The organism is Marinobacter sp. (assembly GCF_014859525.1).
Classification (GTDB): Bacteria; Pseudomonadota; Gammaproteobacteria; order Pseudomonadales; family Oleiphilaceae; genus Marinobacter.
This window is the reverse complement of record NZ_JACUUB010000004.1, coordinates 64,315-85,836: the sequence shown is the minus strand read 5'-3', so window position 1 is coordinate 85,836 and position 21,522 is coordinate 64,315. Positions and strand designations below refer to the sequence as shown.

The following is a 21,522-nucleotide window of genomic DNA, read 5'->3' as shown; positions in this document are numbered from 1 at the left end:
AAGTATGAAATGATTAAACAGGAGGACAAGAATACCAGAAAGCAACGGGCCCGAAACCGTTTCCGGCTCGGGCCCGTTTCAGAATGCTAACGCCAAGGGCCTTATCATTCTAAATGATCAACAAATCGTGGCGACCGATTACTCGGCAACAACCGCCAGCTTGATGGTCACTTCAACGTCTGAGTGCAGCTGCAGCTCGATGTCGTACTCACCGGTAACCCGCAGCGGGCCTTCTGGCAGACGAACCTCGCTCTTCTCGACCTCGGTGCCGCCAGCAGAAACAACTTCTGCAACATCACGAACACCAATAGAGCCGAACAGCTTGCCTTCTTCACCAGCCTTGGAGGTGATGGTGAAGGATGCACCTTCCAGAGCTTCAGCGCGAGCCTGGGCAGTTGCCAGCTTTTCAGCGGCCACTTTTTCCAGCTCAGCGCGACGCTCTTCGAACGCCTGTACGTTTGCGGCCGTGGCAGGAACAGCTTTGCCATACGGCAGCAGGAAATTACGACCGTAACCGGCCTTAACTTTTACCTTGTCGCCCAGAGAGCCAAGGTTTGCTACTTTCTCGAGCAGAATAACTTCCATCTCGTTAACCTCTTCGTGCTTTATTCAGCCGGCCCGGCGGGCTTTATGCGCCCCCGGATATCCAGCCAGCTATCCACAAAAGCCAGAACCAATAACAGCATCATCAGACTTGGACCCAGCAGCACCAGCGCAATGTAAAACATTGCCAGCCAGTTGCCACTCCACTGCTTACGACCAACCGCACCGTGGACCACCGCCAGTCCTGCAATGAACAACGGAGTTCCCGCCGCCCAGACCAGAAGCATGGAGTTAAGCCCCAATACCGGGCCCATCACCATGGTGATCACACACACAACCGCAATCGCTGGCGACAACCGCAGGGCATGAAATTCCTTGCGGAATCCACCGGGGTTATAAAGCCCCGCCTGCCATGCCCTCGCCAGCATCGTCATACCGATCGCTGTGGCGAAGTAAGTGCCTGCCATACTTGCGTTCATGGTGTCCCGGATGATCAGCTCAAGATCGCTGCCCAAAGACCGGGCCACTTCGGCATTGTATTGCTCGTAAAACCCGACACCCGCCTGAACCAGTTCGTCCAGCAGCGCCGGATACATCACGGGCAACAACAACCCGGTCAGTATGGCCAGAAAAGCACCAGACAACAGTGCTCTCTCCCAGGCATGCGTTGTTCTGAGAATAGATGCCATCAGCATCACCTGCAGCAACACCACCAGCGATGTCGGATCCTGACCGTAAACGGCCCAACCCAACGCGGGCATTAATGCCCACAGGCCGATGTTCAGCCCCTGCCGGATACCCAGTCTCAGAATGACCAGGCCAATAACCGCTGCGCCAATCCAGAACAACAGAGGTACTGCAGTGGTAACTGCGGCAACCCCGCCGGCCTGCAGGGGACCGCGCATTACAAATTGTGCCAGTGCACGCATGGTCCCGGGTCCTGTCTGTCTGTACTTAGTGGTCGTGGCTATCCGTATACGGCAGCAGTGCCAGGTAGCGGGCGCGCTTGATAGCGGTAGCCAGCTGACGCTGATAACGTGCTTTGGTGCCGGTAATACGGCTGGGCACGATTTTGCCGGTTTCAGTGATGTAGCCTTTCAGGGTGTCGAGATCCTTGTAATCGATCTCTTTAACACCTTCTGCCGTGAAACGGCAGAATTTACGACGTCTGAAAAAACGAGCCATAACGTAACTCCTAACTCCGGTTAATTACTCTTCTTCGTCCTGGGAATCATCGCTCTGACGATTGTCAGAATCGGCTGAACGACGTGGACGCTCATCCCCGCCAGAACGACGGTCCTCACGGGACTCGGCGGCCTTCATCGGAGACATGTCAGTAACCGCCTCGTCACGACGCAGAATCAGTTCGCGGATGATGGCATCGTTGAACCGGAAGTTATGAGTCAGCTCGTCCATAGCGGCTTGTGAACATTCAGCGTTCATCAGCACGTAGTGAGCTTTGTGAATCTTGTTGATCGGGTAAGCCAGGTGACGACGGCCCCAATCTTCCAGGCGATGTACCTTGCCGCCATCTTCAGTGATGACGCTGGTATAACGCTCGATCATAGCGGGCACCTGCTCGCTCTGATCCGGATGTACCATAAATACGATTTCGTAGTGACGCATGAGTTCTCCCTACGGTTTGAACAGCTTCCTTCTGCGGCGGGCGCGGTAAGCCCCGTTCCCGAGCATGAAAGCAAGGAGGTGACAGCAAAGCTGCCGGCTTCTTTTGCTTTAGCGGCAAGACCTTATCAAAGACGGCCCCGCCAAAAGCGAGATCTTGCACACCTGACTTCAGACAATACAAAACCACCCCTCGCAAAAGGGGTCACGTATTCTATGCGCATGGGGGAGGTTGTGCAAGACTTAACCGAGCCGCTGGCGCAGGGCCTCATACAGGCAGACGCCGGTCGCCACCGACACATTCAAACTATCAACATGCCCCTGCATGGGAATGTTGACCAACTGATCGCAGTGCTCACGCGTCAGCCTGCGCATGCCCTTGCCTTCTGCACCCATAACCAAAGCCACCGGGCCTTTGAAATCAGCCTGATACAGACTGGCGTCAGACTCCCCGGCGGTTCCGATCAGCCAGACACCCTGATCTTTCAGCTCTCGCAGAAACCGGGCGAGGTTGGTCACTCTGACAAAGGGCACGGTCTCTGCCGCGCCACAGGCCACTTTTCTGGCCACCGGTGTCAATGAAGCAGACTTGTCTTTCGGCACAATCACCGCCTGCACCCCAACGGCATCGGCCGTGCGCAGGCAGGCGCCCAGGTTATGGGGGTCGGTCACACCATCCAGAACCAGCAGAAACGGCGGCTTGTTACTGGCCGCCAACTGAGCCATCAGGTCCGCCTCGGTCCATTCACGGCTTTCGCTGACCGCCGCCACCACACCCTGGTGGACGCCACCAACCCGCTCATCCAGTTCCCTGCGATGCACCACCTTCCAGCGCACACCCAAACCATCGAGCGCATCGGTTACCGACTTTACACGCTTATCCTGACGACCGGTCTGAATCCAGACCTGCTGCAGCCGCTCCGGCTCTCGCTTGAGCACCGCATCCACAGCATGCCAGCCAAATACATATTCATGAGACACTAACGATTACTTCCTGTGCAACGAATCACGATCGGCTTTTGCGCTTTCTGCCCGAGGCAGACGGCTTACCTTTGCCGGCACTCCGGGACGCTTCTCTGGCGGCTTCTGACGCCAGCCTGTCTTTGGCGCTTCCGGATTTGCCTCGCTTGCCACCTTTACCCGCTCGATCACCCTTATTACGGGTTTCGCGCTTGGAGAGGTCCAGGGCATCACGGTCTTCGGTGCGCTTTTTCGGTGTGCTGACCAGCTCCAGGTCAATTTTCCGGTCTTCCATGCCTACCCGAACAACCCGCACCCGCACTTCATCACCCAGGCGGAAGCTCACCGCCGTGCGCTCACCAATCATCCGATGCTTGGCCGCATCGTGATGGAAGTAGTCACCACTCAAGGTCGACACATGCACAAGACCTTCGATGTAGATTTCTGACAGCTCCACAAAGAAACCGAAAGGCGTCACCGCAGCAATAACACCGTCGTGCTCCTGGCCCACGTGATCCCGAAGGAATTCGCACTTGAGCCATGCCATGACATCGCGCGTTGCATCATCGGCGCGCCGCTCGGTCATCGAACAGTGCTCACCCAGCTGTTTCACTTTAGCGAAATCGTAGGGATACACCGCCAGCTCGGAATCAGACACCTTGGGCGAGACCACATCCTTCTGCACATCCGGATTATGAATCCGGGATTTGATGCCCCGATGCACAATCAGGTCCGGGTAACGCCGGATCGGCGAGGTGAAGTGAGCATAGCTGGCAAAGCCAAGACCAAAATGACCGCCCTCTTCCGGGCTGTACACCGCCTGACTCAGCGATCGCAACATCACCATCTGGATGACATTGGCGTCTGCGCGGTCGGCCACCTGGGCCAGAAGCTGCTGGTAATCGGCCGATGTCGGCTTGTCACCACCGCCCAACTGAAGCCCCAGTTCGCCGAGGAACAGCCGGAGATTGCTCAAACGCTCTTCAGAAGGCCCATCGTGCACCCGATACAGCGAAGGCACCTCATGCTTTCTGAGGAATCGGGCCGTGGCCACGTTGGCGCACAACATGCACTCTTCAACAATCTTGTGGGCGTCGTTGCGGTGCACCGGCACAATTTCTTCAATCTTGCGCTCAGCGTCAAAAACGATCTTGGTTTCCGTGGTTTCAAAATCGATGGCGCCCCGCTCGGTACGCGCACGACGAAGCAGTTTGTAGAGCTCGTAAAGGTTGTGCAGGTGCGGCAGCAAATCTGCGTAATGGGCACTCAGCTTGTAACCCTGCTCTGTGTCGGGGTGCTCCAGCATGGCGCTAACCTTGTTATAGGTCAGCCGTGCATGGCTGCGCATCACCGCCTGATAAAAGGTGTAGCCACTGATATTACCAGCAGCGCTGATGGTCATGTCGGCCACCATACACAACCGATCCACACCCGGATTCAGCGAGCACAGACCGTTGGAGAGCTTCTCCGGCAGCATCGGAACAACATGGTCCGGAAAGTACACCGAGTTGCCACGCTGGATAGCCTCTTCATCCAGCGGCGAACCCGGGCGCACGTAATGGGACACATCGGCAATGGCGACCACCAGTCGATACCCGCCGCGGGGGCGTGGCTCGCAATATATCGCGTCGTCAAAATCCCGGGCTGTTTCATCGTCAATAGTGACCAGGCGCATATTGCGGATATCTACCCGGTTCGCCTTGTCTTTTTCAGTGACCTCTTCGGCGATACCCGAGGTTTGCTCACCCACCGCAGATGGCCAGCTGTGAGGAATGTCATAGGCGCGGATAGCCACGTCGATTTCCATTCCAGGCGCCATGTGCTCCCCGAGCACTTCCAGTATGCGGCCCGTGGGCTGGGTGCGCACCGTGGGCTGGCGCATAATTTCCACGACCACATACTGACCGTGCACAGCCTTACCAGCGTGCTCATCTGGCACCAGAATCTCATGGTTGATGCGCGCATTCTCTGGCACCACGAAGGCTATGCCGCTTTCTTTGAAGAACCGGCCGACGGTCTGCTGCGTGCGGTATTCCAGCACCTCGACAATGACACCCTCACGACGACCACGATCATCCACCCGATCAACCCGGGCGGCTACCCGGTCACCGTGAAACACCTGACGCATCTGACGCGCCGTCAGGAACAGGTCCGAGCCGCCGTCATCAGGAATCAAAAACCCGAAGCCATCCCGGTGCCCGACAATCTTGCCCGTGACCAACTCAGCCTCTTCTATGGGCAAAAATGCATCCCGGCGATTGCAGATCAACTGACCGTCGCGACACATGGCGATAAGGCGCCTGCGCAAGGCCTCAATACCTTCTTCAGAACTTTGCCCCAGCTCCTGACACAAGGTCTCATGGGTAGCCGGCGCACCACGCTCTTTCAGGTGATTGAGAATAAATTCCCGACTCTGGATCGGATTATCGTACTTCTGGGCCTCGCGCTCGGCGTGAGGGTCCCGTCCTTCTTTGTTACTGGAAACCATTCGGATCCTTGTCATTCAAGCCGCAAATCAGCGCGGCGATATTCATTGTGCCAACAGTATAACGTCGGTACGGCAAACGTGCCTAACCAGGGCGCAATTTATAGGCATAAATACGCCAAAAACTTTTTTCCAAAAATGTTTGACAGCTTATAAGGGAATTATTAAAGTACGCGCCATCGGTTGAGGGCAAACCTCACTGATGTGGCAGAAACGCTCAGTTTTCAATAAACTAACAGCAAATCTGCAAATCACCTGCCGAGGTGGTGAAATTGGTAGACACGCTAGCTTCAGGTGCTAGTGCTCGCAAGGGCGTGGAGGTTCAAGTCCTCTCCTCGGCACCATTTCCTTCCCCAGGAAGTGGAAAAGATACCAACACGAACACCTCGAAAGCGATAACCGCATCCGGCACCCAGAGCTGCGACACGGACACCCAAGCTCACTCTTCCGCCAGAAAACCAACGAGATAATCCGACAGGGTCTGATACTGATAGTCCACCCTGGCAGAACAATTCCGCCGAAATAGAGAGATCGGAGGCACCCGCGGGCAGATCCTGCCCCCGCCTGGAATCCGCCGGTCAGAACGACCGGGCCACGATCTCTTTCATGATTTCGTTGGTACCGGCATAGATGCGCTGTACCCGCGAGTCTGCCCAGGCCCGGGCAATGGGGTATTCCCACATGTAGCCGTAGCCACCATGCAACTGCACGCACTCGTCCATCACTTTGCACTGCAGATCGGTGGTGTGCTGCTTGAGCATGGCGGCGGTGGGGATATCCAGCTTCTTGTCCAGATGCAGTTCCAGGCAGCGGTCGGTAAACACCCGAGCTGCGGTGATTTCGGCTTTCAGTTCTGCCAGCTTGAAGCGGGTGTTCTGGAAGGCGATGACCGGCTTGCCGAAGGCTTTGCGCTCTTTCACGTAATCCAGGGTCCACTGCCAGGCAGCTTCGGCGGCCGCTACTGCGGTCAACGCCACCTGCAAGCGCTCCGCCGGCAGTTCTTGCATCAGCTGGAAGAAGCCCTGCCCTTCCATGGCACCCAGCAGGTTGTCCGCCGGTACTTTCACATCCTGAAAGAACAGCTCGGAGGTATCCTGGGCCTTCATGCCTACCTTGTTCAGGTTCTGGCCTTTCTCGAAGCCTTCCCAGGCGGTTTCCACCAACAAAAGGCTGGTGCCCTTGGCACCTTCCTTGGGGTCGGTCTTGGCAACAACAATCACCAGGTCTGCCAGCTGGCCGTTGGTGATAAAGGTTTTGGAACCATTAAGGATGTAGTGGTCGTCCTGGCGGATCGCAGTGGTCTTTACACCCTGCAGGTCAGAACCCGCGCCCGGCTCGGTCATGGCGATGGCGGTGATCATTTCACCGGAGGCCATTTTGGGCAGGTACTTCTGCTTTTGCTCTTCAGAGCCGTAGTTCAGGATATAGGGCGCGACGATATCGGAGTGCAGGCCCCAACCAATGCCGGACAAACCAGCCCGGGAGATTTCTTCCATGATGACCGCCGAGTAGCGGAAATCGGCACCGACACCGCCGTATTCTTCCGGCAGCATCGGGCACAGGAAGCCCAGCTCGCCCGCCTTCAGCCAAAGCTCGCGGCTGACCTGGCCGTCTTTTTCCCATTGCTCGTGATACGGCGCGGCTTCCTGCTCCAGAAACTTGCGAACGGAATCGCGGAAGCCTTCAAGATCGGCGTCGAAAACAGTACGTGGAATCATGCTGAACCTCGGTGAACGGGTTGGTTTATCGTTGTGTTCAGCAAGTCTGTGGCGGGGCGGGTTTTCGCTCAATGGTGAAAACCATCAATCGCTTTGGCCAAAACCATCGCCCTGAGGGTGAGCTCAGCCGTCCGTCTTCTCCCCCCAGCGGGGCATCAGGGTTTGCGGCAGGTCCAGGTGATCAAGGATTCGCGCCACCATGAAGTCCACCAGATCGTCCAGTGATTGGGGGTTGTGGTAGAACCCCGGGCTGGCCGGCATGATCACTGCTCCCATCCGGGTGAGCTTGAGCATGTTCTCCAGATGCACTTCGGAATACGGCGTTTCCCGCAACACCAGAATCAGTTTGCGGCGTTCTTTCAGGGCCACATCCCCTGCCCGCTCGATCAGGTTATTGCTGGCGCCGGTCGCCAGCGCCGAAAGAGTGCCGGTGCTGCAGGGGCAGATCACCAGCGGTGCTTTCTCACCGGAGCCCGACGCCGGGGGCGAGAACCATTCTTCCCGGCCAAACACCTGCACCTGTCCCGGTTTTGCCCGAGCATAATCGGTAAACGCCTCGACCATGGCCGGTTTGGAACCTGGCAGTCGAAACTCCGTTTCAGTGGCAATCACCACCTGAGCGGCCTTGCTCACCATCACATTCACCCGGCAGCCATTGGCCACCAGGCATTGCAGCAGTCGCAGCCCGTATTGGGCACCGGAGGCACCGGTAAAGGCCAGATTGATGACCGGTGAGGTATCAGCCACGTCGTTTCTCCAGTTCGGCAACCAGTTTTCGGTGAATACCGCCAAAGCCGCCATTGCTCATAACCACAATGTGGCAGGTTTCCGGCAGCTGTTCCAGAGCCGCGGCAATCAGTGCCTCAACCGACTCTTCCACGGCATGGTGATCCAGCTCACCGTGCTCAGCCCGCCAGCCCTCGACCAGTTCCGGTAGCCAGGTCATCTCGCTGAGATTCCCCCAGAGTACACGGTCAGCAGCAGCGGCACTGGGAATCAGGGTTTGCTGGTGCACGCCCTGCTTCATGGTGTTGGACCGGGGTTCGATAATGGCAAGGATGGGCTCATTACCCACCTGGTTGCGCAGGCCTTCCAGGGTCAGGGCTATGGCCGTGGGGTGATGGGCAAAATCGTCATACACGCGCACACCGCCAATTTCGCCCACCAGTTCCATGCGCCGTTTCACCCCGGAGAACCGGCACAGGGCCGCCACCGAATGGTCCGGGGTTACGCCTACATGACGGGCAGCTGCGATGGCAGACAGCGCATTGCGCACGTTATGCATGCCGGTAAGATTCCACTTCAGGGTAGCCACCGGCTGCTCATGGTGAATCACCATAAACCGGCTGCCATCTTCCGACAGTAACTCGGCGCGCCAGTCTGCGGTGCGGCTGATCTCGCTGCCGATGGCGGTATCCTGCACCGGGCTCCAGCAGCCCATCTCGAGCGCATTATCCAGATGCGGGTCCAGCGCCGGGCGAATGATCAGCCCCTGCGATGGCACGGTTCTGACCAGATGGTGGAACTGGCGTTCGATGGCTTCGACATTCTCGAAAATATCGGCATGGTCGTATTCCAGGTTGTTCAGAATCAGCGTGTTCGGGCGGTAATGAATGAACTTGGAACGTTTGTCGAAGAACGCGCTGTCGTACTCATCGGCCTCGATGACAAAAAAATCACTGCTGCCCAGGCGCGCGGACACCGGAAAATCCTGAGGTACACCGCCAACCAGATACCCCGCATCGAAACCGGCCTGGTCGAGAATCCACAACAGCATGGCCGTGGTGGTGGTTTTGCCATGGGTGCCCGCCACCGCCATCACCCAGCGATGCCGCAACACTTCCCGGGCCAGCCATTCGGGGCCGGACATATAATCAATACGGCGGTTGAGCACGGCCTCCACTTCCGGGTTGCCCCGGGACATGGCATTGCCGATCAACACCAGGTCGGGCTTTGGCTCAAGATTCTCGACCCGGTAACCTTGCATCAATTCGATGCCCTGAGCCTCAAGCTGGGTACTCATGGGCGGATAAACGCCTTGATCGGAGCCCGTCACGGTGTGGCCCAGCTCGCGTGCAATAACCGCCAGGCTACCCATAAAGGTGCCGCAGATGCCCAGAATGTGTATGTGCATTAAGGTGTTGCCTCCGGTTTGAAACCTGCCAAGCCTCTACCATACTTTCTGCGGGGTCAAGAGCCGGTAACTGCTCATGAAATACCACCGCGTTTGACGTATCATCTGCGTCATCATTGAACCAGCAGGAGGCTTCAGCCTGAGATGGCGATCAAGAACGCATTTTATGCCCAATCTGGCGGAGTTACCGCCGTTATCAACGCTAGCGCCTGTGGCGTTATCCAGACCGCGCGCAAGTACCCGGACCAGATCGGCAAGGTCTATGCCGGCCGTAACGGCATCATCGGCGCCCTGAAAGAAGAGCTGATTGACACCAGCCTGGAATCCGACAAAGCCATTCAGGCACTGATCCACACCCCGGGTGGCGCTTTCGGCTCTTGCCGCTACAAGCTGAAAAACATCTCCGAAAACCAGCGCGAATATGAGCGGCTGATTGAAGTGTTCCGGGCCCACGACATCGGTTACTTCTTCTATAACGGTGGCGGCGACTCTCAGGATACGGCCTACAAGGTGTCCCAGATTGGTGAAAAGATGGGTTACCCGATCACCTGCATCGGCATTCCCAAGACCGTCGACAACGATCTGCCGTTCACCGACTGCTGCCCGGGCTTTGGCTCGGTGGCCAAATACATTGCCACCTCCACCCTGGAAGCCAGCCTGGACATCAAGTCCATGTGCGAAACCTCCACCAAGGTGTTCATTCTGGAAGTCATGGGCCGTCACGCCGGCTGGATTGCGGCCTCGGGCGGCCTGGCTGGTCAAGGTGAAGGCGAACCGCCGCACATCATTCTGTTCCCGGAAATTCCGTTCAACCGCGAGACCTTCCTGGCTCGGGTCGACCAGTGTGTCAAGGATTACGGGTACTGCGTGGTGGTTGCCTCCGAAGGCGCCCAGTATGAAGACGGGCGCTTTGTCGCAGACGCCGGCGCCAAGGATGCCTTTGGCCACACCCAGCTGGGCGGTGTCGCGCCAGCCCTGGCCAACATGGTCAAGCAGGCGTTGGGCCACAAATATCACTGGGCGGTGGCCGATTACCTCCAGCGCTCAGCTCGCCACATTGCCTCTGCCACCGATGTCGAGCAGGCCTATGCCGTCGGCAAAGTCGCCGTGGAAATGGCTCTGGCCGGCAAACAGGCGCTCATGCCTATTATCGTGCGCGAACAGGCCAAGCCATACCGCTGGTCAATCGGCGAGGTCAATCTAAGCGAGGTGGCGAATCAGGAAAAGAAAATGCCGATTCACTTCATCACCGACGATGGCTTCGGCATCACCCAGGATTGCCGTGACTACCTGGAGCCGCTGATTGCCGGCGAGAGCTTCCCGCCGTTCGAAAATGGCCTGCCCAAAGTGGCTCATCTGAAGAGCCAGCTGGTCGAGAAGAAACTGAGAGCCGAATTCAGCCTCTGACCTGCGGGAACGAAAAAGCCCGGTCACTTTGCGGTGACCGGGCTTTTTCATACCAGAAGCGGGGGCGGGATCAGCGGGCTGCTTCCGCCTCATGCTCACGAACATAGGCAGAGAAATCGTCGCAACCGCCAACATACTTCGAGCCCACCAGAATCTGAGGCACCGTATATACCGGCCTGCCGATCTGATCGGCAATATCTTGCTTGCTCATACCTCGTTCGATCATGTCGACCCAGGTATAAGGAATGTTTCTCGATTCACACAGATCCCTTGCCCGAATGCAAAAACCGCAGCTTGAACGGCCATAAATGGTGACCTGCTCCATAAAAATCTCCTCACACCAAGGGTAAGCCCTCAGGTAACTAATATGATTTTAAACTGTGGCCATAATGACACGAGACGAGCTAATTGAAAATTGATGCTTCTCATGGCGGTCATAGTAAGGGTCGATACTGAGCGAACGGCGAATGGCCAAGTGATCAGGTTTTCAATCGAAGCCACGCCCCTGCTCCCCACTCTGGCGGCTTGGATCGCAGCGTTCAAAGCCAAGAGATTGGTATGTTCAGCAATCCCTCGAATAACTTCAATGATCCGGTTTATTTTCTCACTGCACTGAACCACGTGCCCAATCGCCGAACTGGCCTGCCCATATCACCGGCCAAGGTATCCAAGCCATTGAGCGCCGACCTCAGCGCTTCATCAAGCAGTCGACCAAGGTGTTGCTGGTAATAACTGGATGCCAAAAGTAGATGTCCTGACCGTCTAAGCGTTAGACTCGAACTTCGCTTCGAGCAAACTGAGATGCGCCTGTTCGGCCAAAATGGTACCCACGGTTTCCTGAAGATCCCGCCGGCTTAGCCGGCCGGAGCTGTCAGAGGTGATGTTCCGGGTGATCACACTGCGAACAACTTCCGGGGTCTGATAGGCAGTCTCAAACTGGCCGGTTACCAATTCACCGTATTGACCGGCGGTTGCCGCCAGCTGATCCATCACAATGCTCTGCACGGTATTGCGGGTTTCGCTGGACAACCGTGCTTCCATCGAGCCCAGAGACAGCTGGGCGGTCAGGACAATGCTCACGCCCATCAGCAGCAGAAGGGTAATGACCAGCCCATAGAGCTTGAAGCGCAGTGATAGGTGTTTCATAGACAGCAAAACCTTTTTGGATGAGCCTGTACCAACATACTAGAGCATGGAGTCGCCCTTGGCGTATTTGACCCTGTTTTTAACCGCGTTTGCCGCGGCCACGCTGCTGCCAGCCTGGTCGGAGTTAATGCTGGGAACCTTGGCCAGCCAGGGCCTGCCCCTATTCTGGTTGTGGTTCTGGGCAACCCTTGGCAACACGCTGGGGTCAGTCGTTAATGGGGTTATCGGCAGGCAGGTGGATCGCTTTAAGCACAAACGCTGGTTTCCGGTCAGCGAACTGCAGTTGCACAAGGCCCGGAACCGCTTCAACCGGTATGGTCAGTGGTCGCTGCTGCTGGGCTGGTTACCCATCGTCGGCGACCCGTTAACCCTGGTGGCCGGCATCATGCGGGTGCCCTGGGTCAACTTCGTGATCCTGGTGGGTATCGGAAAAGGCGTACGCTACGCCTTTGTGATCTGGGTGGTACTGGAGGCCACCGGATTTGGTTCATCGCCTCCGCCCTCGCCATAAAGATACTTGCGAAGCAGGTCTTCGCCGTTGAATTCCGAGTGCAGCACGGCGATGAAGGTGTACACACCAATCAGCTTGCGGTTCAGGAACACGAATTCCTTGGGCGGCACCCGAAAATACCGGCTTATCGCCGAACGGGCCGCCTGTTTGGCAACCCGGGATGGCAAGTCGCTTTGCTTCCACCGGTACTCACCCTGCGCGTTTACCGCGTAGTCTGGCCACTGGGTGCGGTCCCCCGCCAAAGGCTCAAGTACCGACATGCAAACGGAGCCGAACTTCTCAAGCACCTCCACAGGCCAGTCCCGGCTCATGAAACGGAGTGTGACACCACCATCGATCACTTGCTCCAAGTCCTGCTCGTAAGAGGCTCGAATCATCTGAATGACCGGATCCAGAAATTGCCGCGTGTAGCTCTGAACCGCACCAAAATCCAGCAGCACAATGCGATCATGGCCAGACGCTTCACCTTCTTCGCCGGCAATCCGTATCCGGTAGTTGCCAAAGTTCGGATCGGTCTGCATCTCGCCCCAATCAAACAGCTCGCGGAAGAACAGCTCCAATGCGGCCTTGCCCAAGGTACTCCGGCGGGCCAGCGACAGATCCCGAACCGCCTGGGAGCCAACCGAATGGCCGTGTTCATAGGTCGAAGCAATGATGTGATCCGTTGAGTATTCCTGTAGCACCCGGGGCACAATAAACCGCGGATCGGAATCCAGCATGACGCGGAATTTTTCAGTGGTTCTGGCTTCCAGGCGATAATCCACCTCCCGGTGCATCATCTGCCGGACTTCTTCCAGCCAGTCTTTGAACTCGGGTCCAAAGCTGACTAACCGGGCCACCTTAAGAAGCTGCGCCACCGCATTGAGGTCACTGTCTACCGCATCCGCAACACCCGGGTATTGCACCTTGAGCACCAACTCTAACCCATCGCTGCGCCGGACCGCCCGGTGTACCTGACCAAGCGAGGCTGCACCAATCGGCTCCTGATCCACCTCAAGCTCCGCGAGGCGCTCCGCGCCGATCTCAGCTTTCAGTACCTTTTCGATGGCTGGCCATTCCAGTGAGGTGGTCTGATCCTCCAGAGTGTGCAATGCCTCAGTCACTTCCTCCGGCAGAAAATGCTCACCGTAGAGCGCCATCACCTGGCCAATTTTGACCACACTGCCTTTGAGCCGCCCCAACTCATCCACAAGGAAGCGTGCCTGGCTCGACATCATCGCGCGATGACGTTTTTCCCGGGTTTCTTTATCGCTGAACCAGTTCGTCGCCATGTGAGAGGCCATGCGGGTACCGGCAAACAAGCCTGCTTTAGTCAGCGACAACCGACGCTCAAAGCTGCCGGTTTTGATGCGAGACACGGATTTTCCGGGGCGTCTTGAAGACATGGACAACCTGTATATTCAGCGAATGATGAAGTTTCCGATGATTTCGGGCGCAACTAGAGCTAACCACTGGTCATTATACGGAACCCGGGCAAGGACAACCTAACCGGTGCGTCGTCAATTTAGCGTTCGCCCAGCCAATGTGGTTACTTTCCATTCAATTTAAATGTAGCTCGGAAGACAGTTACGATTCTATACAGTTTCAGGTCACAAGGCGGACTAGAATCCGTCAATACCGTGCGTGCGACTTTCATCATTTACAACAAAAGCCCAGCTATGAATCCGTCAGCATCCAGAACACCAGATTCTGAACTTTCCCAATTTCGGGTGAAAGGCGAAATTCCCGTTCCGGCCCTCATTAACGGGCTGACCGCGGCTGCAGTGCCTCTGTTACTGTTTTTTTCCTGGCGATCCAGCCAGCACGACGACTCGTTTACCGCGCCCCTGTTGGTGACTTTTTCTGTTCTGCTCGCGGTCAACGCCATTGCCTTTCTGTTCTCCGGCCACAAAACTGTCCAGCGCCGTGTGTTTATCACGCTGATCACAGCCCTGTTCACCTATCTGGCCACGCAAGCGGTTGAAGACGGGTCGGCCATCATTTGGCTGTTTGCCTACCCACCCATCATTTTCTACATCAGTGAAGCCCGCGTCGGGGTTTTAACCTGCCTGGGCGGCTGGCTTGCCGTTTTGCTTCTGTTCAGTCCGCTGGGCGACTTGTTATTCGAGTCGCCTTACAGCGGCACCTTCAGACTGACCATGATTATCGTTCTGGCGTTCGAAATGGCCACCTGTTACATCCTCGACCAGAGCCGCCGACGGAGCAAGCTGGGGCTTATCAAGCTGGCCAAGGAGTTTGAGTATGCAGCCAAGCATGACGCACTGACCGGGCTGGCCAATCGACGGGAAGGACTGGAACAGCTGGAGGCAGAATCTCAACGCTATCTCAGAAATGGCCGGCCTTTCTCGGTGCTGTTGATGGACATCGACCTGTTCAAGACCGTTAACGACACCTATGGCCACCAGGTTGGAGACGACATGATCGTACTGGTCTCCCAGACGCTGACCGCACAATCACGTAAGGTAGACACCATCGCGCGTTGGGGAGGAGAGGAGTTTTTGGTGCTGTTGCCGGAAACGGTAACAGCACATGCGATGGCATCAGCGGAGCGCATACGCCAGGCGGTTGCCAGCCAAACCGTTGATGCCAACAGCAAACCGATTGGCGCGACCATCAGTGTTGGCGTGGCCACAATCCAGGGCACAGAATCCATCGACCGCCTGCTACAGCGAGCCGATGAAGCCCTCTATCAGGCCAAGTCTGAGGGCCGAAACCGCACTTGTCAGGCTGTAACGGGTTAATAGGGGCACGACCCGGCATCACCAGCCCTGGTGATACTCCATATGTTGATGACCAAGACCGCTGATCAACGCCTGCACCAGCCTGTCCTCGACATCGTAGACGGATATACCGGGAACATAATCACTCACCTGGCACATAGACATTCCTGCATAGCCGCAAGGGTTGATCCGGCTAAACGGCTCCATGTCCATGTTGACGTTGAGTGCAAGGCCATGGAACGAGCAGCCTCGGCGCACGCGTAATCCCAACGACGCGATCTTGGCACCGTTCACATACACGCCGGGGGCGTCCGATCGTGGTGCCGCATCGATATCCGACTGAGCCAAAGTCCGGACAATGGCCTGTTCGATCTCATCCACCAAATCCCGCACACCCAGCTTGCGCCGTGACAGATCAATCAACAGGTAGATAACCAGTTGCCCCGGGCCGTGGTAGGTAACCTGTCCGCCGCGATCAACCTGAATAACCGGAATGTCGCCCGGCAAAAGAATGTGCTCGGCCTTACCGGCCTGGCCCTGGGTGAATACCCGCGGGTGCTCCAGGCACCAGAGCTCGTCCACGGTGGCGTCGTCCCGGTCGGCGGTGAAGGTTTTCATCGCTTGCCAGGTTTCCATGTAAGGCTGCTGCCCCAGTGAACGAACAATCAGGTCTGTCATTTAATCAGAGCACCATGTGAACCCGGCCGCTGGCTTTAAGGTCTTCAAACAGAGCCTGAAGCTGCTGTTCACCGGTTGCAACAATTTTCAGATGTACCGATGAAAAGCGCCCCTTGCTGCTACCTGTCACCGAAACATCGGCCTCACAGACACCCGGCGCATGCTGTTCTACCACGCCCAGCACAAACTCGGTGAAGTCTGGCGCCGCATTTCCGATAACCTTGATGACATAGTCACAGGGGAACTCGATTTTCGGCGGTTTCGGCTCGCTCATGCCTTGTTACTCCCCGGCAGCTGACCCTTCACGCCAGCAGTCTCCGTTAAAATAGTTGTACAAAAAACAGTTTGATCGCATCCCACAGGCGTTTGAACAAACCACCCTCCGGCACTTCGGTCAACGCCAGTACCGCCTTGTCGACCACAACCTCACCGTTGAGCGTCACCTGAATGCGACCCAACTCGTCACCCACCTTGATGGGTGCTTTTATAACAGAATCAAGATCCACCACCGACTCAAGTTGATCCTTAGCGCCACGGGGAATGGTCACGTGAACGTCGTCCGCCAGTCCGATCGAAACCTGGTCGCTTTTACCGCCCCAGACTCGGGCATCCATCAATTCCTGACCCGCACGGAACAAGCGCTCGGTTTCGTAGTAGCGGAAACCGTAGTTAAGCATTTTCTGAACTTCCTGGGCCCGCACCTGAGCACTGCTTGTACCCATGACCGCAGCGATCAAACGGGTGTTATCCCGCTTGGCAGAGGCCACCAGGCAGTAGCCAGCCTCATTGGTGTGGCCAGTTTTCAGGCCATCCACGCTGTCATCTCTCCACAGCAAGCTGTTGCGGTTTGGCTGGCGGATATTGTTGAAGGTGAAGCTCTTTACCGCATACAGCGGGTAATTTTCCGGATAATCTTCAATGATGGCTTCGGCCAGCAGCGCGAGATCATACGCGGTTGAGTACTGATCTGGCGCCGGCAAGCCCGTTGAATTCTGGAAATTCGTGTTGTTCATGCCCAGCAGCCTTGCTTGCTGGTTCATGATATCGACGAAAGCATCTTCACTGCCGGCAACGAACTCAGCCAAAGCGACCGAGGCATCGTTGCCAGACTGGATGATGACACCCTTGAGCAGATCTTCTACCGACACCTGAGTACCTTCCTGAACAAAAGTTCGGGAACCTCCGGTCTGCCAGGCTTTTACGCTGATAGGCACCATGTCGGTCATGGCAATACGACCCTCATCAAGCTCGCGCTCAACAATGTAAGCCGTCATCATTTTGGTAAGACTGGCAGGAGGCAGCCGTTCACTGCTGTTGTGCTCCATGATGATGTGACCCGTTTTCGAGTCCATCAGGAGCCAGGAGCTACCTGCAATCTGGGGCGGCGCCGGAATTAACACCGACTGAGCTGATGCCGTCCCGACGAGAAGAGTCGCCAGAGACAGGACCAGGAGAAAACTGCGCATTATAGAATTAAAAGCCATGGGTAGATTCATTCGTCGTAAGGTGTGTTTCTTTTGGGTTTCAGGTCATCAGCGGGAATCGGTCAGCACAATGGACTGACTGAATCCGTTGGATTCCAGTAGATTCTGAGCCCGACGGGCCTCTGTTTCATCATTGAACGGCCCTATCTGCGCTCGGTGAAAATTGCCCGAGCCTGTGGTCACTTGCCTGACCCGCATCGGCCGCTCAAGAACGTCTCGCGCTCTGGCCAGCAGCGCCTCTGCCGGATCTCGCTGGCTGAACGACCCAAGCTGCACAAACAGGCCGGTGCCCGATGCCTGCTGGTCACTGGGCGCTGAGTTACTGCCCGCCAGCGGTGCCATCACGCCGGGGTTAAATGGTTTGCCGGCCAGCGTCATGGAGCCGTCTTGCCGGACGGTAATAGACTCTATCTCTACCCTCGCCGTCCCCCGAGATTTATAGTCGAGCTTTTTGGCGGCGGCATAAGACAAATCAATCAGGCGATCACCGTGAAACGGCCCCCGGTCATTCACCCTGACAATAACCGACTTGCCATTGTCGAGATTGGTGACTCGGGCATAGCTGGGAATGCGCAGGGATTTGTGGGCCGCAGACATCGAGTACATGTCGAAGACTTCACCATTGGACGTCTTGTGGCCGTGAAATTTCTCACCATACCAACTGGCAACACCACGGGCGACATAACCGTCATTACTGTCCATTACCCGGTAGGTTTTGCCCCAAACCTGATATTCAGCCATGTTTCCCGCGTTGCGGGGAGGCTCATAGCGGGGCACGGCATCTTGCAGTCCGGAAACATCGAAGTTCCCTGACGGCGCACGATCCTGTTTCAGGGTGTACCTGGAAGAGTGATCTGGCCCAGACGTCTTCGGCGACTCCGGCGAACTGGCGCAGCCGGACAATACCAGAACAGCAACCAGTCCCAACCACCCGATTTGTTGTACCTTGAGCATTGTATTTGGCAACCCATGTGGTTTCATTCGGCACCAGGCGTTAAAGACCTGAAATATTGTAACGGGTTCCCGGTCGTTTTCACCATTACCGGCAAGCCATCATCCAGACGAGGCGTCACGCTGTGATCATGCGGCGATGAGTGTGTATCGACATCAGCACCCCAAACGCAGCCATCAACGTTACCCCAGACGTGCCACCGTAGCTGATCAGGGGCAAAGGTACGCCAACCACTGGCAACAAACCACTCACCATGCCGACATTCACAAAAACGTAGATGAAGAACGTCATGCTCAGCGCGCCTGCCAGCAATCGGCTAAACGTATTTTGCGCCATCATAGCAATGTACAGGCACCTTAGAATGATCAGAAAATACAGGACCATCAGCAGCATGATGCCGACGAAACCAAATTCCTCGGCCAATACCGCAACAATAAAATCGGTATGGCTCTCCGGCAGGAACTCCAGATGTGATTGGGTACCCTGGAGCCACCCTTTGCCGTCCATACCGCCAGAACCGATAGCGGTTTTGGACTGAATGATGTTCCAGCCAGCCCCGAGCGGATCACTTTGCGGGTCCAGCAAGGTCAACACTCGCTGCTTCTGATAGTCTCTCATCACAAAAAACCACATCATGGGCGCCGACACAGAGACTAGCGCAAAAAACGTGGCGATCAGCTTCCAGCTGATACCGGCAAAAAACACAACAAATATACCGGCCATACCAACCAATAATGAAGTGCCCAGATCGGGCTGCTGGACAATCAGCGCCATCGGTACCAGCACAATGAGCAACCCAAGCGCCACGTGAGTTAATCTGGGCGGCAAATAGTGCCGGGAGAGGTACCAGGCCGCCATCATGGGCACCACCAGCTTCATCAACTCCGACGGCTGAAACCGCGGCAACCCCGGGATTGCCAACCACCGCTGAGCGCCCTTGGCACCAACGCCCACCAGCAAAACGGCAACCAGGCCAATCATGCCGGCGACATAAAGCCAGGGAGCCCAGCGCCGAAAAACCGCTGGATCCAACTGCGCAAAGACAAACATCACAATCAGAGCAACCCCAAAGCGGATACCCTGAGCCTTAACCACCTCAATGTTCCTGTCCGCTCCGCTGTAAAGCACAAACAAGCCAGATCCCATTAACAGCAGCAGCATCAGCAACAAAAGCGGGTCTAAATGCAGAGTGGCCCACACGCTCCTGGAGCGGGTCAGGTAGGTATCGGCGGGGCTATTAAGCAAATTCCCAAACGCCATCAGCGAGCCTCCTCGGCGTTGACCTGACTGATCACCGAAGGCTCATCCATGGCAGGAAACTCTTCCAGCCAAGCGTCAAACAGAGCCCGAGCCACCGGCGCCGCGGTGGAACTACCACCACCGCCATTTTCGACGATAACGGCAACCGCAATCTTGGGGTTATCCGACGGCGCAAAGCCGACAAACAGAGCGTGGTCCCGCAAACGCTCCCGAATCTGTTCTTCGTCATATTCCTCATCTTGCCCGAGGCTAAACACCTGGGCGGTTCCGGTCTTCCCGGCCATCCGGTAACTGGCGCCCTGGCCTGCCGCACGCGCAGTACCCCTCGCACCGTGCATAACCTCGACCATCGTATCCACCACGTATTCCCAGTCGTCAGGATTCTCAAGTTTTAGCGGTTCGTGGGTTGTTTCGGGCAAAAAGGCCTCAACGGGGCGATCACCGCGAATGTCTTTCAATAACCGTGGCTCGACCCACTCTCCGCGGTTGGCAACCAGAGCCGTGGCCGTGGCCAACTGCAAGGGTGTCGACAGGAAAAAACCCTGACCAATGCTCATATTCACCGAGTCCCCCGGGTACCAAGGCTCATTTCTGGCACCTCGCTTCCAGTCGGCCGACGGCAACAAGCCACTGAGCGCACCCGACACGTCCAGAGTGGCGTCTTCACCAAAGCCAAAATGCGCCAGGTATTCCGACATCACACCAACGCCCATTTCAACGCCGACGGTGTAAAAGTACACATCATTAGAGCGTGCCATGGACGTCTTGAGGTCCACCCAGCCATCGCCAGACCTGTTCCAGTTCCGGAAGCGCCGGCCGCCCTCACGCAACTGGAAGTATCCGGGGTCCCAGATTCGCCTTTCCCGGTCTGTTACACCACTGTCCAGGGCAGCGATCGCCATCATCGGTTTTATCGTAGAACCGGGCGGGTACTGGCCGCGAAGCGCGCGATTGAATAACGGTTTGTCGATGTCGGTACTGAGGCTGCGATAATCGTCCACACTGATACCGGTAACGAACTTGTTCGCATCAAAACTGGGCACACTGGCCAGCGCCAGGATACCGCCAGTGTCCGGCTCAATCGCAATGATGGCGCCCCGCTGCCCCGCCAGCAGTTCATGAGCTTTACGTTGGAGCCTGAGGTCCAGGTGCAGTTGAAGGTCTTCACCCGGCACCGGATTTACGCGCTCCAACACTCTGAGAATTCGCCCTCGGGCGTTGGTTTCCACATGCTGATAACCGACCGTACCGTGCAGCACTTGCTCGTAGAATCGCTCGATTCCGGATTTTCCGATGTAGTTGGTACCGGCGTAGTTCACCGGATCAATGCGCTGGAGTTCTTCCCGGTTAATTCTGCCGACATAACCAAGGGCGTGGGCCGTCAGCTCACTGTGAGGGTAATAACGCACCAACTCTGCCCTGACCTCAACACCGGGAAATTCGTGGCGATGAACCGCCAGACGGGCGATTTCTTCCTCACTGAGATCGTAACTCAGAGGAATTTCCTGAAAGGGACGACGACGCTCTTGCAACCGACGCTGAAAGCGTTCCACGTCTCCCTCGTCGAGGTCGAGGATGTCTGAAAGGCGCGCCAGTGTGGCGTCCATACCCTCAACCCGCTCAGGCACCAGGGCAAGGCTGAACACAGGCCGATTCTCTGCCAACAGATGATTACTTCTGTCGTACACCAAACCCCGCGGTGGCGGCACCGATTGCACCTGCACCCGGTTTTTGTCAGACAAGGTCGTGTAGATGTCGTGCTCGACAATTTGTAGCTGGTACATACGGGCCAATAGCCCGAGCATCGTCAGCAGCACCAGGACCAGCATAACCAGAGCGCGGCGCTGAAACAGCCTGCGCTCGGCTGCGGTGTTCTTGAACTCGCCCCAAGCCATAAGAAC

At 56.6% G+C, this 21,522-nt stretch carries 21 protein-coding genes, 1 tRNA gene and 1 pseudogene; 4 read left to right on the top strand and 19 right to left on the bottom strand.

The features are described from left to right. Positions 1-138: 138 nt before the first annotated feature. The 6 genes from rplI to rnr form a co-directional block, all read right to left on the bottom strand. Positions 139-585 carry a 50S ribosomal protein L9 gene (rplI, locus tag IBX51_RS02475; RefSeq protein WP_291828381.1) on the bottom strand — a complete coding sequence of 149 codons (447 nt, stop codon included), beginning with the start codon at positions 583-585 and terminating at the stop codon, positions 139-141. Positions 586-605: 20 nt separating this feature from the next. Further along, positions 606-1,472, bottom strand: coding sequence for a hypothetical protein (locus tag IBX51_RS02470; RefSeq protein ID WP_291828380.1), 867 nt, complete (start codon positions 1,470-1,472; stop codon positions 606-608). A 25-nt stretch (positions 1,473-1,497) separates the two neighbouring features. Next, entirely contained in the window at positions 1,498-1,728 is a 231-nt protein-coding gene (gene rpsR, locus IBX51_RS02465) for a 30S ribosomal protein S18 (protein WP_008937282.1), read from the bottom strand. 24 nt (positions 1,729-1,752) lie between these two features. Next, positions 1,753-2,169, bottom strand: a complete 417-nt coding sequence (gene rpsF / locus IBX51_RS02460; protein WP_291828367.1) for a 30S ribosomal protein S6 — start codon at positions 2,167-2,169, stop codon at positions 1,753-1,755. 240 nt (positions 2,170-2,409) lie between these two features. Continuing rightward, positions 2,410-3,147 (bottom strand): 23S rRNA (guanosine(2251)-2'-O)-methyltransferase RlmB, encoded by a 738-nt coding sequence (gene rlmB / locus IBX51_RS02455; RefSeq protein ID WP_291828365.1) that lies wholly within the window; start codon positions 3,145-3,147, stop codon positions 2,410-2,412. A 25-nt stretch (positions 3,148-3,172) separates the two neighbouring features. Continuing rightward, on the bottom strand, positions 3,173-5,614 hold the full coding sequence (gene rnr / locus IBX51_RS02450) for a ribonuclease R (protein WP_291828364.1): 2,442 nt from the start codon (positions 5,612-5,614) through the stop codon (positions 3,173-3,175). 254 nt (positions 5,615-5,868) lie between these two features. On the opposite strand from rnr, the gene IBX51_RS02445 reads away from it, so the two are divergent. Next, positions 5,869-5,955 (top strand) — tRNA-Leu (locus IBX51_RS02445). Between the two features lie 234 nt (positions 5,956-6,189). On the opposite strand, the gene IBX51_RS02440 is transcribed toward IBX51_RS02445, so the two are convergent. The 3 genes from IBX51_RS02440 to mpl all read right to left on the bottom strand — a co-directional run bounded on the left by IBX51_RS02440 (position 6,190) and on the right by mpl (position 9,463). Next, positions 6,190-7,329, bottom strand: coding sequence for an acyl-CoA dehydrogenase family protein (locus IBX51_RS02440; protein WP_291828362.1), 1,140 nt, complete (start codon positions 7,327-7,329; stop codon positions 6,190-6,192). A gap of 123 nt (positions 7,330-7,452) precedes the next feature. Beyond that, positions 7,453-8,076 (bottom strand): flavin prenyltransferase UbiX, encoded by a 624-nt coding sequence (locus tag IBX51_RS02435; protein WP_291828360.1) that lies wholly within the window; start codon positions 8,074-8,076, stop codon positions 7,453-7,455. Next, positions 8,069-9,463 (bottom strand): UDP-N-acetylmuramate:L-alanyl-gamma-D-glutamyl-meso-diaminopimelate ligase, encoded by a 1,395-nt coding sequence (gene mpl / locus IBX51_RS02430; RefSeq protein WP_291828358.1) that lies wholly within the window; start codon positions 9,461-9,463, stop codon positions 8,069-8,071. The genes IBX51_RS02435 and mpl overlap by 8 nt, the downstream gene beginning before the upstream one ends. 144 nt (positions 9,464-9,607) lie before the next feature. On the opposite strand from mpl, the gene IBX51_RS02425 reads away from it, so the two are divergent. After that, a complete protein-coding gene (locus tag IBX51_RS02425) occupies positions 9,608-10,870 on the top strand; it encodes a 6-phosphofructokinase (protein WP_291828356.1) in 1,263 nt (420 codons plus the stop codon). A 70-nt stretch (positions 10,871-10,940) separates the two neighbouring features. Here IBX51_RS02425 and IBX51_RS02420 read toward each other — a convergent pair whose 3' ends face one another. The 3 genes and pseudogenes from IBX51_RS02420 to IBX51_RS02410 all read right to left on the bottom strand — a co-directional run bounded on the left by IBX51_RS02420 (position 10,941) and on the right by IBX51_RS02410 (position 12,016). Beyond that, positions 10,941-11,195 (bottom strand): GrxA family glutaredoxin, encoded by a 255-nt coding sequence (locus IBX51_RS02420; RefSeq protein WP_291828354.1) that lies wholly within the window; start codon positions 11,193-11,195, stop codon positions 10,941-10,943. 185 nt (positions 11,196-11,380) lie between these two features. Further along, positions 11,381-11,515, bottom strand: a pseudogene (locus tag IBX51_RS15050) (methyl-accepting chemotaxis protein); the annotation flags it as partial. A 117-nt stretch (positions 11,516-11,632) separates the two neighbouring features. Next, a complete protein-coding gene (locus IBX51_RS02410) occupies positions 11,633-12,016 on the bottom strand; it encodes a hypothetical protein (protein WP_291828350.1) in 384 nt (127 codons plus the stop codon). Between the two features lie 58 nt (positions 12,017-12,074). Between IBX51_RS02410 and IBX51_RS02405 the strand changes: the two genes are divergently transcribed. Beyond that, a complete protein-coding gene (locus IBX51_RS02405; protein WP_291828348.1) occupies positions 12,075-12,527 on the top strand; it encodes a YqaA family protein in 453 nt (150 codons plus the stop codon). Here the strand turns inward: IBX51_RS02405 and IBX51_RS02400 are convergent. Continuing rightward, complete coding sequence (locus tag IBX51_RS02400; protein ID WP_367166332.1) at positions 12,458-13,912, bottom strand: ABC1 kinase family protein; 1,455 nt, start codon at positions 13,910-13,912, stop codon at positions 12,458-12,460. The two genes, IBX51_RS02405 and IBX51_RS02400, sit on opposite strands and share 70 nt — an antisense overlap. 273 nt (positions 13,913-14,185) lie before the next feature. On the opposite strand from IBX51_RS02400, the gene IBX51_RS02395 reads away from it, so the two are divergent. Then, a complete protein-coding gene (locus IBX51_RS02395) occupies positions 14,186-15,268 on the top strand; it encodes a GGDEF domain-containing protein (protein ID WP_291828344.1) in 1,083 nt (360 codons plus the stop codon). A gap of 18 nt (positions 15,269-15,286) precedes the next feature. Here IBX51_RS02395 and lipB read toward each other — a convergent pair whose 3' ends face one another. From lipB to mrdA, 6 genes are all read right to left on the bottom strand, one after another. After that, positions 15,287-15,925, bottom strand: a complete 639-nt coding sequence (lipB, locus tag IBX51_RS02390; RefSeq protein WP_291828342.1) for a lipoyl(octanoyl) transferase LipB — start codon at positions 15,923-15,925, stop codon at positions 15,287-15,289. A 4-nt stretch (positions 15,926-15,929) separates the two neighbouring features. Beyond that, positions 15,930-16,199 carry a DUF493 domain-containing protein gene (locus tag IBX51_RS02385; RefSeq protein WP_291828341.1) on the bottom strand — a complete coding sequence of 90 codons (270 nt, stop codon included), beginning with the start codon at positions 16,197-16,199 and terminating at the stop codon, positions 15,930-15,932. Between the two features lie 46 nt (positions 16,200-16,245). Further along, the gene (locus IBX51_RS02380) at positions 16,246-17,409 is read right to left on the bottom strand and encodes a D-alanyl-D-alanine carboxypeptidase family protein (protein WP_291828339.1); all 1,164 of its coding nucleotides are present in this window, start codon (positions 17,407-17,409) and stop codon (positions 16,246-16,248) included. A gap of 48 nt (positions 17,410-17,457) precedes the next feature. After that, a complete protein-coding gene (locus tag IBX51_RS02375) occupies positions 17,458-18,363 on the bottom strand; it encodes a septal ring lytic transglycosylase RlpA family protein (RefSeq protein ID WP_291828337.1) in 906 nt (301 codons plus the stop codon). 115 nt (positions 18,364-18,478) lie between these two features. After that, the gene (gene rodA / locus IBX51_RS02370; protein WP_291828335.1) at positions 18,479-19,621 is read right to left on the bottom strand and encodes a rod shape-determining protein RodA; all 1,143 of its coding nucleotides are present in this window, start codon (positions 19,619-19,621) and stop codon (positions 18,479-18,481) included. Next, positions 19,621-21,516 carry a penicillin-binding protein 2 gene (gene mrdA, locus IBX51_RS02365; protein WP_291828333.1) on the bottom strand — a complete coding sequence of 632 codons (1,896 nt, stop codon included), beginning with the start codon at positions 21,514-21,516 and terminating at the stop codon, positions 19,621-19,623. Before mrdA ends, rodA begins: the two co-directional genes overlap by 1 nt. Positions 21,517-21,522 lie beyond the last annotated feature (6 nt).